This is a genomic window from Ideonella sp. sgz306126, from assembly GCF_056032705.1.
In genome coordinates, this window is the sequence record NZ_JBVYWP010000007.1 from 88631 (window position 1) to 97112 (window position 8482).

The window sequence follows — 8482 nt, forward strand, 5'->3', positions numbered from 1 at the left end:
CTCAGGCCGGCGGCCGCTGCAGGATCACTTCCAGCACGAAGCGCGATCCCACATAGGCCAGCAGCAGCAGCAACGTGCCCGCGTACAGCCAGCGCGTGGCCTGCCGGCCGCGCCAGCCGCGCCACTGGCGCCCGGCGATCAGCCCCGCGAACGTGGCCCAGCCCAGCAGCGACAGCACGGTCTTGTGGTCGCGCCAGCGCCAGTTCGGCTGCACCATCCCGAGGATCAGCGCCAGCGTCAGCACCACGAAACCGGCCTCGACGAAGCGGTAGGTCAGGCGCTCGAGCTTGAGCAGCGGCATGCCGAAGGCCATCGGCGGCCCGGCCGAGCGCTTGCGCAGCCGCTGCTCGGCTGAGTCGAGCATCAGCGCGTGCAGCACCGCCGCGCCGAACAGGCCGTACGAGGTCAGGCCCAGCACCCAGTGCATCGGCGCCCAGCGCGATTCAGCCACCACCAGCACGTCGCCCGGGTAGAGCCAGGCCAGCGTGACCGCCGCGGCGCCGCACAGCGCCAGCACGCGGCGCACCTCGGCCACCGGCACCACGTGGCTCTCGACCGCATACACCAGCAGCACCAGCCAGACGGTGAACGACAGCACCGGCGAGAAGCCCAGGCGCAGGCCATGGGCCCCGTCACCCCACAGATCGGCGCTGAACGCCAGCACCATCGCATGGAGGATCCAGGCGGCGGTGAACAGATAGGCCGGCCAATGGCGACGCGGCTCCGCCGGCAGGCAGGCCAGGCCGTAGCCGGCGATGGCCAGCCATGCGAACAAGGCCTCGGGTGGGGCGGATAAAATCATCCCCACAGTTTACCGGCGCCCCAGCCGACCACCCGCCGCCGTTTCGCGCGGCCGCGCCAAGGAGCGCAACCCGATGGCCACCACCCTTTCCGACCGCCTGTCGCGCCTGGTCAAAACCATGCGCGGCCAGGCCCGCATCACCGAAGCCAACGTGCAGGACATGCTGCGCGAGGTCCGCATGGCCTTGCTGGAAGCCGACGTGGCGCTGCCGGTGGTGCGCGACTTCATCGCCCGCGTCAAGGACAAGGCGCTGGGCCAGGAGGTGGTGGGCTCGCTCAACCCGGGCCAGGTGCTGGTGTCCGTGGTGCAGAAGGAGCTCGCGGCGACGATGGGCGAAGGCGTCGCCGACATCAACCTGAATGCGCAGCCGCCGGCGGTGATCCTGATGGCCGGCCTGCAGGGCGCGGGCAAGACCACCACCACCGCCAAGCTGGCCAAGCACCTGATCGAAAAGCGCAAGAAGAAGGTGCTGACCGTCTCGGCCGACGTCTACCGCCCGGCCGCCATCGAGCAGCTGAAGACCGTCACCCGGCAGGCCGGCGCCGAGTGGTTCCCCAGCGAGCCGAACCAGAAGCCCAAGGACATCGCGCTGGCCGCGCTGGACTGGGCGAAGAAGCACTACTTCGACGTGCTGCTGGTCGACACCGCCGGCCGGCTGGCGATCGACGAGGCGCTGATGGCCGAGATCCGCGAGTTGCACGCGGTGCTGAACCCGGTCGAGACGCTGTTCGTGGTCGACGCGATGCAGGGCCAGGACGCGATCAACACCGCCAAGGCCTTCAAGGACGCGCTGCCGCTGACCGGCATCGTGCTGACCAAGCTCGACGGCGACTCGCGCGGCGGCGCCGCGATGTCGGTGCGGCAGATCACCGGCGCGCCGATCAAGTTCGCCGGCGTGTCCGAGAAGATCGACGGCCTGGAGGTGTTCGATGCCGAGCGCCATGCCGGCCGCGTGCTGGGCATGGGCGACATCGTCGCGCTGGTCGAGGAGGTCACCAAGGGCGTCGACCTGGCCTCGGCCCAGAAGATGGCCGAGAAGCTGCGCTCCGGCAGCGGCTTCGACCTGAACGACTTCCTGGCCCAGATCAGCCAGATGAAGAAGATGGGCGGACTGGGCAACCTGATGGACAAGCTGCCCAGCCAGCTCAGCGCCAAGGCCGGCCAGGCCGACATGGACCGCGCCGAGAAGGACATGCGGCGCATGGAAGGCATCATCAATTCGATGACGCCGCTGGAGCGCCGCAAGCCCGAGCTGCTCAAGGCCACCCGCAAGCGCCGCATCGCCGCCGGCGCCGGCGTGCAGGTGCAGGAAGTCAACCGCCTGCTCAACCAGTTCGAGCAGATGCAGGGCATGATGAAGAAGATGAAGGGCGGCGGCCTGATGAAGATGATGAAGCGCATGGGCGGCATGAAAGGCATGATGCCGCCCGGCTTCCCCGGCGCCTGAGCCGCATGCCCGACACTCCCCCGCCAGGCGCCCCCGGCACGCCCCCGACCCCCGACGTCGCCGTGATCGGCGCCGGGCCGGCCGGCCTGATGGCGGCCGAAGCGCTGTCCGATGGCGGCGCCCGCGTCATGGTGTTCGACGCGCAGCCGTCGGCCGGCCGCAAGTTCCTGCTGGCCGGCAAGGGCGGCCTGAACCTGACCCACTCCGAGCCGCTGCCAACCTTCATCGCCCGCTACGGCGACCAGGCGGCCTGGGTCGCGCCGTGGCTGCAGACGCTGGGCCCGCAAGACCTGCGCGACTGGGCCCGGGGCCTGGGCGTGAACACCTTCGTCGGCAGCTCGGGCCGGGTCTTTCCCGACGAGATGAAGGCCGCGCCGCTGTTGCGCGCCTGGCTGCACCGGCTGCGCGCGGCCGGCGTGCAGTTCCAGATGCGCCACCGCTGGCTGGCCGGCACGCTGGACGCAGCGGACGCCGACGGGCGCCTGCGGCTGCGATTCGCCACGCCCGAGGGCGAGCGCAGTGTGCGGCCGCGCGCCGTGGTGCTGGCGCTGGGCGGCGCCAGCTGGTCCCGCCTGGGCTCGGACGGTGCCTGGTTCGCGCCGCTGCAAGGCCTGGGGCTGGACGTGGCAACGCTGCAGCCCGCGAACTGCGGCTTCGACGTCGGTTGGAGCGAGCACCTGGCCACCAAGCACGCTGGCGCGCCACTCAAGGGCGTGGCGATCGAGTTCCGCGATGCGCAGGGCCGGCACTTCCGCCGCAAGGGCGAATGCGTGCTGACCGCCACCGGCCTGGAAGGCAGCCTGGTCTACGCGGCCTCGGCCTGGCTGCGCGACGAGATCGCCGCCCACGGGCAGGCCACGCTGAACCTGGACCTGCTGCCCGACGTCGCGCCCGCGGCGCTCGCCGCGGCGCTGGCACGCGGCCGCGGCGCGCGCTCGCTGGCCAACCACCTGCGCGAACACGCCGGCCTGTCCGGCGTGAAGGCCGTCGTGCTGCGCGAAGGCCTGGACGCGGCCGGGTGGGCTGCGCTGTCGGGCGATGCAGCGCGGCTGGCGGCGCGCATCAAGGCCTTGCCGCTGACGCTGCGCGCGCCGCGACCGATCGACGAGGCGATCAGCAGCGCCGGCGGCGTGCGTGCCGGCGCGCTGGACGCCGCCCTGATGTGGCGCGATCGGCCCGGCGTGTTCTTCGCCGGCGAGATGCTCGATTGGGAAGCGCCCACCGGCGGCTACCTGCTGAGCGCCTGCTTCGCCAGCGGACGGGTGGCGGGGCGCGGCGCGCTGGCCTGGCTGGCCGGCCCGGCCGGCTGATCCCGCCCGCCTACATCGACCAGATCCGCGGCGTCTCGGCCGGCAAGCCCCACAGCAGGTCGCGCCAGCGGGCGCGCACCTCGCGCCACAGCGCGAACAAGGGCTCCACCCGCGGCGCCAGTGCGCGGCACAGCACCACGCGCGCATCGGGCGAGGTGGCGCCGGCCCGGGCTTGCAGCAGGTGGCCGTCGAAGGCGTCGCGGGCGCTGTCGAGCAGGCGCTGGCGCAGTGCGGCGTCGAACGCGCTGCCGCTGGCGCACCACAGCGTTCCCAGCACCCGCTGGCCGGCGAAGCCCAGCGGCGAATCGAGCAGGGCCCGGTCGGCGGCGTCGATCCGGCCGCGCTCGCGCCAGGCGCCGGCCAGTTCCAGGTGCTGCAGCAAATGGCCGTGGTCGAAGGCCTCGCCCGCCGCCGGCAGGCCCAGCGCCAGCATGTCCCAGCCCAGCAGGCCGGCGCCCGGCGCCAGCTCGAAGTGCAGCCGGTTCTCGGCCCGGCAGCCGCGGTAGGCGATGGTCTCCATCGGCAGCCACTCCAGCCGGGCCGCCTCCGCCAGCCGGGCGTCCAGGCCCTGCACCGCCCGCTCGCCGGCGCTGCGGTAGAAGCGGGTCGCGCCGGGCGTGGTGATCACCGCATGGGTACCGGCGGCCTGCCGGAGATCGATCTGCAGCACGTCGCCGCCGACGATGCCACCCGGCGGATGCACCAGCACATGGTGGCAGATGCGCTCTCCCTCGGGATACAGGCGCTGCAGCACGCGCAGCGGACCGTGGTGGCGGTCGAGCGCGGTGGTGCGTTCGCCGTCGCGGCGGTAGTCGAGTTGCAGGTGCCCGTGCCAGCTGCGCCCGGTGGCGTCAAGGATCGGCGCGGCGTCAGCGCCGCGCAGAGGCCCGCCGCGGGCCCGCCCCGCCAGGTCGGGGATCGGCATGCCGGGGTGCTCGAACATCGCTCAGCGGGCGTGCCAGAAGCTGCGGTGCAGCTCGGCGATCTCGTCCTGCAGCGCGGGCACCGGGCCGATCACCTCGATCGCCTTCTGCCCGCGGGCGAACAGCTCGCGGCAGGGCAGCGACAGCGTCGGGTTCTCGGCATGGTTGCCGGTCAGCGCGAGCAGCGCCTCCTCGGTCATGCCGTACACGAGGCGGCCGATGTGGGCCCAGTACTGGGTGCCGGCGCACATGGCACAGGGCTCGACCGTGGTCACCAGCGTGCAGTCCCACAGCATCTCGGCGCCGAAACGCCGGGCCGCCTCGCGGGCCAGCACCGCCTCGGCGTGGTTGACGCCATCGACATTGCCCTGCTCCAGCAGCACGGTCTGGCCATCGGGGGCGACCAGCAGGGCGCCGAACGGGTGGCGCCCCTCGTGCATCGTGGCACGGGCCAGCTCGTTGGCGTGGCGCAGGTGGCGCTGAATCAGGTCAGGGGACATTCGGTTTCGCTCCATCAGGCGGGTCCAGCGGTCCCTCCGGTCAGACGCGTTTCTAACATGGCCGCGCGACCGGCCCGGGCGCCGCCGCGCACACCCCGGCAAGCTAGGTGTTGCGGCTCGTGCCCGCCGCGCCGCACAGTGCGGGGGCCGGCCCGCCGGCCGGTACCCACAACACCGATCAGGAGCACGCCATGGCCCTCAAGTCTCAGCATCGTTTCGGCTGGGTTCCGGACGTTCCGGACCAGCGCGACCACCTCTACGCCGCGCCGATGCCGGTCAAGGCACCGCTGCCCAGCCAGGTCGACCTGCGCAAGAAGTGCCCTGCCGTCTACGACCAGGGCCAGCTGGGCAGCTGCACCGCCAATGCGATCGCCGCCGCGGTGCAGTTCGACCGCATGAAGCAGAAACTCAAGCCGGCCTTCGCACCCTCGCGCCTGTTCATCTACTACAACGAGCGGGTGATGGAGGGCAGCGTGAACTCCGACAGCGGCGCGATGATCCGCGACGGCATCAAGAGCGTGGCCAAGCAGGGCGACTGCCCTGAGAAGTCCTGGCCCTACGTGATCTCGAAATTCGCCGACAAGCCCACGCCGGCCTGCTACCAGGAGGCGCTGAAGTACAAGGCCGTGCAGTACCAGCGCGTGGTGCGCAGCCTGATGCAGTTCAAGGGCTGCCTGGCCTCGGGCTTCCCGTTCGTGTTCGGCTTCACCGTCTACGAAAGCTTCGAGAGCGCCGAGGTCGCCAAGACCGGCATCGCCCCGATGCCCGGCCTGAAGGAGCAGGCGCTCGGCGGGCACGCCGTGCTGGCCGTCGGCTACGACGACGCGGCGCAGCGCTTCATCGTGCGCAACTCCTGGGGCAGCGGCTGGGGACAGGCCGGCTATTTCACGCTGCCCTATGCCTACCTCGGCGAGGCCAACCTGTCGGACGACTTCTGGACCGTCCGCCTGATCGCGGCCTGACACCGCACCCCCGGTGCCGACGCCGCCCGCCCACCGCCTGGCCTGGGCCGATGCCGGGCGCAGCGTGTCCGTGGTGGTCGGCCAGCAGATCGAGCTGTGCCTGCCGGAGACCCCCGGCAGCGGCTTCGTCTGGCAAGCCGACCCGGGCGGCGACGCCGCCGCGCTGCTGAGCCTGCAGGCCTCGGCCTACCGGCCACCGGCCGCGGCGGGCCCGCCGGTGGGCGGCCAGGGGCTGCGCACGCTGCGCTACCGGGCGAGCCAGGCGGGGCACGGCCAGCTGACCCTGCGCTGCGAACGCGCGGGCCGCGAGGCGGCTAGCGCCGGCCCGCGCTTCAGCGTCACGCTGATCGTGCGGCCGGCGGAACCGCCGGGCTGAGCCCGTGCAAAAAAGGGGCGACGCGCCGGCCTGTCAGGCCGCCGGCGCCGGGCCCAGCCCCAGCTCCAGGCCCAGGCGATCGAGGTTCTGCTCGTTGGCGGGCTCGACGATGTGCCGGACCGCCTGGGCGACCGTGGCATCGGCGAAATCCTGCTCCCAATAAAGCAAGGTGCCCGTGGCCGTGGGCTCCAGCGTGATGGTCAACTGGAAGTGCGGCGCAGACAGATGCTGGATCACCAGCTGCCGATCGGGCTCGATGCGCGAGAACATGGACTCGTTGGCGTAGGTCGTCCCGTCCGGGCCGATCATGGTGAAGATCCATCGCCCCCCGGTCCGGAACTCGAACACCTCGAAGCGATTGCGGAAGCCGCTGGGCCCCCACCACCGGGCCAGACGCTCTGCGTCTTGAAGGGCCGCGAAGACCGCGGCGGGAGGCACGGCCAGCGGCCGGCGGGTGCTGAACAGCGTCATGGGCGGACCTCACGCGCTTCGACGTGCCTGGCAAAACGGTCCAGGATGGCTTGCCAACCCTGCCGCTGCTGTTCCACCGGGTGGTCGGATTCGGCATCGAAGGTGACGCGCACCGCGACGCCGTCGGGGCCGTCAACGAACTCGACCGTCCCCGTGCGGTCTCCGAACGCATACGCGATCAGCTCGTTGGGCACGATCCGGGTATACGTCCCGGCGAAGTCGAAGCCGAAGCTGCCGTCCTTGGCTTCCATGCGCGACGTGAAGGCCCCGCCCACGCGCAAATCGACCGTGGCGTGGGTCGTGTGCCAGTCATCGGACGCGGTGTTCCACTGCTGGATGTCGTCCGGCGTCGTGTAGGCGCGCCAGACTTCGGCCACGGGCGCCTTGACGAGGGTCTCAACGGTGATCTTCATGGCGGTGACTCCCTGGGGTAGGCAACGGAGGACCTCGAGCGTAACGGCAACGCGGCGCGCCCGCCACAGCGAGCGGCTCGCCTTTCCCGTGTCGCTACTTGACGTAGTAGCCGCTGACCCGCCAGGCGCCATCCTTGTCGCGCATCGGCGTCACGGTTTCGATCGCGCCTGACTTGTTCGCGAACTCGGTCTCGTAGCGGATGACGACGTACTCCCCTTCGGGCGCGCCTGGAAGGCTGCGCGCGAAGGTGGCGGACTTGAGTTGTCGGGTCTTGACGGCGCCCAGGGGCGCGCGGACGTTCGAAACCGCCTTCTCCCAATCCGGTTCCGTGATGGCGGCCTTGAAGACGGAGGCCGCGTCGCCCCAGCTCTCGCCATACTTGCCGCTGTCGGTGAGCCTGAGCCAGCGCTGCGCCGCGACCTGCGCCTGAGCGCTGGCATCGCTGTCGGTGGCGGCTGCCGAGAAGGCAGCGAGAGCGACAAATGCCGCTGCGAGGATGCGCATGATCTTCATGGTTGACTCCACGGGAAGTCCCGGTGAGGGGTTAGGCCGCATCGTGGTAGCGCGCGTAGATGCATGTGTTCCGCAGGGTTCCGTCTGGCGCTCGGCGCTCGTCACGCAGAGTACCTTCGAGGACGAAGCCCGCGCGCTCCGCTACGCGCCTCGATTGAGCATTCTCCTCATCTGTGACGAGCTCGACTCGAACTGCGTTGACATACTCAAAGGCATAGGCGGTCAAAGCGCGAACAGCTTCTGTCATGAAGCCGCGGCCTGTCGCCTTAGTCCTGCACCAGTAGCCGACCTCTGTTTTCGGTGTTTGCCAGACGGTGCGATGAAGGCCGGCCGAGGCAACGAAGCGACCGCTCGACTTCTCAAAGGCAAAGAATGGCAGATCTCGACGGGCGATGAAGTTGGACTCCGCATTGCGGCAGTACATCTCTGCGGACTCGAGCGTCTGCTCTGCGGCTACCCAAGGGAGGGACGCAAGAAAGCGGCCTAGTTCAGGCAGAGACTCGGTAAGGGCGTCGTACAGCGCTGGGCCGTCGCCCGTGCGCGGGGGACGCAGAGTCAATCGAGGCGTCTCAATAGACGGCGGCAGGTTGAGGAGGATGGGTTCCAGCAACGGAGCGCCTCGTTGGGGTTGTATGCGGCCTAACGAATGAAAGGGACTTCCCCGTCCCGAACTAGCCGCGTTGCGGCAACCGGCAACTGAGTGCCACGATGGGAAGTGCGGTTTCTCATCAACTCATCCGGAAGGGGAAGTCCATGACGATTCT

General features: G+C 70.5%; 11 protein-coding genes. 4 read left to right on the forward strand and 7 right to left on the reverse strand.

What is annotated here, in order from left to right:
* Position 1 precedes the first annotated feature (1 nt).
* Positions 2-802 (reverse strand): cytochrome C assembly family protein, encoded by an 801-nt coding sequence (locus AC0N04_RS17350; protein WP_474283673.1) that lies wholly within the window; start codon positions 800-802, stop codon positions 2-4.
* A 73-nt stretch (positions 803-875) separates the two neighbouring features.
* Here AC0N04_RS17350 and ffh point away from each other — a divergent pair, with 73 nt between their 5' ends.
* A complete protein-coding gene (ffh, locus tag AC0N04_RS17355) occupies positions 876-2249 on the forward strand; it encodes a signal recognition particle protein (protein ID WP_474283675.1) in 1374 nt (457 codons plus the stop codon).
* A gap of 5 nt (positions 2250-2254) precedes the next feature.
* Complete coding sequence (locus AC0N04_RS17360) at positions 2255-3559, forward strand: BaiN/RdsA family NAD(P)/FAD-dependent oxidoreductase (RefSeq protein ID WP_474283677.1); 1305 nt, start codon at positions 2255-2257, stop codon at positions 3557-3559.
* Between the two features lie 10 nt (positions 3560-3569).
* Here the strand turns inward: AC0N04_RS17360 and AC0N04_RS17365 are convergent, their stop codons facing one another.
* Together AC0N04_RS17365 and AC0N04_RS17370 are read right to left on the reverse strand one after the other, a co-directional pair.
* Entirely contained in the window at positions 3570-4502 is a 933-nt protein-coding gene (locus tag AC0N04_RS17365; RefSeq protein WP_474283679.1) for an urease accessory protein UreD, read from the reverse strand.
* A 3-nt stretch (positions 4503-4505) separates the two neighbouring features.
* The gene (locus tag AC0N04_RS17370) at positions 4506-4982 is read right to left on the reverse strand and encodes a nucleoside deaminase (RefSeq protein ID WP_474283680.1); all 477 of its coding nucleotides are present in this window, start codon (positions 4980-4982) and stop codon (positions 4506-4508) included.
* A gap of 191 nt (positions 4983-5173) precedes the next feature.
* Between AC0N04_RS17370 and AC0N04_RS17375 the strand changes: the two genes are divergently transcribed.
* Together AC0N04_RS17375 and AC0N04_RS17380 are read left to right on the forward strand one after the other, a co-directional pair.
* Positions 5174-5944 (forward strand): C1 family peptidase, encoded by a 771-nt coding sequence (locus AC0N04_RS17375; protein WP_474283682.1) that lies wholly within the window; start codon positions 5174-5176, stop codon positions 5942-5944.
* 13 nt (positions 5945-5957) lie between these two features.
* Positions 5958-6320: a protease inhibitor I42 family protein gene (locus AC0N04_RS17380; protein ID WP_474283684.1), complete on the forward strand. Its 363-nt coding sequence runs from the start codon at positions 5958-5960 to the stop codon at positions 6318-6320.
* Between the two features lie 33 nt (positions 6321-6353).
* On the opposite strand, the gene AC0N04_RS17385 is transcribed toward AC0N04_RS17380, so the two are convergent.
* The 4 genes from AC0N04_RS17385 to AC0N04_RS17400 all read right to left on the reverse strand — a co-directional run bounded on the left by AC0N04_RS17385 (position 6354) and on the right by AC0N04_RS17400 (position 8328).
* On the reverse strand, positions 6354-6791 hold the full coding sequence (locus tag AC0N04_RS17385) for an SRPBCC domain-containing protein (RefSeq protein WP_474283686.1): 438 nt from the start codon (positions 6789-6791) through the stop codon (positions 6354-6356).
* The gene (locus AC0N04_RS17390) at positions 6788-7204 is read right to left on the reverse strand and encodes an SRPBCC family protein (RefSeq protein WP_474283688.1); all 417 of its coding nucleotides are present in this window, start codon (positions 7202-7204) and stop codon (positions 6788-6790) included. The genes AC0N04_RS17385 and AC0N04_RS17390 overlap by 4 nt, the downstream gene beginning before the upstream one ends.
* A gap of 94 nt (positions 7205-7298) precedes the next feature.
* Positions 7299-7718, reverse strand: a complete 420-nt coding sequence (locus tag AC0N04_RS17395) for a DUF4019 domain-containing protein (RefSeq protein ID WP_474283691.1) — start codon at positions 7716-7718, stop codon at positions 7299-7301.
* Positions 7719-7749: 31 nt separating this feature from the next.
* Entirely contained in the window at positions 7750-8328 is a 579-nt protein-coding gene (locus tag AC0N04_RS17400; RefSeq protein ID WP_474283693.1) for a GNAT family N-acetyltransferase, read from the reverse strand.
* Between the last annotated feature and the right edge of the window lie 154 nt (positions 8329-8482).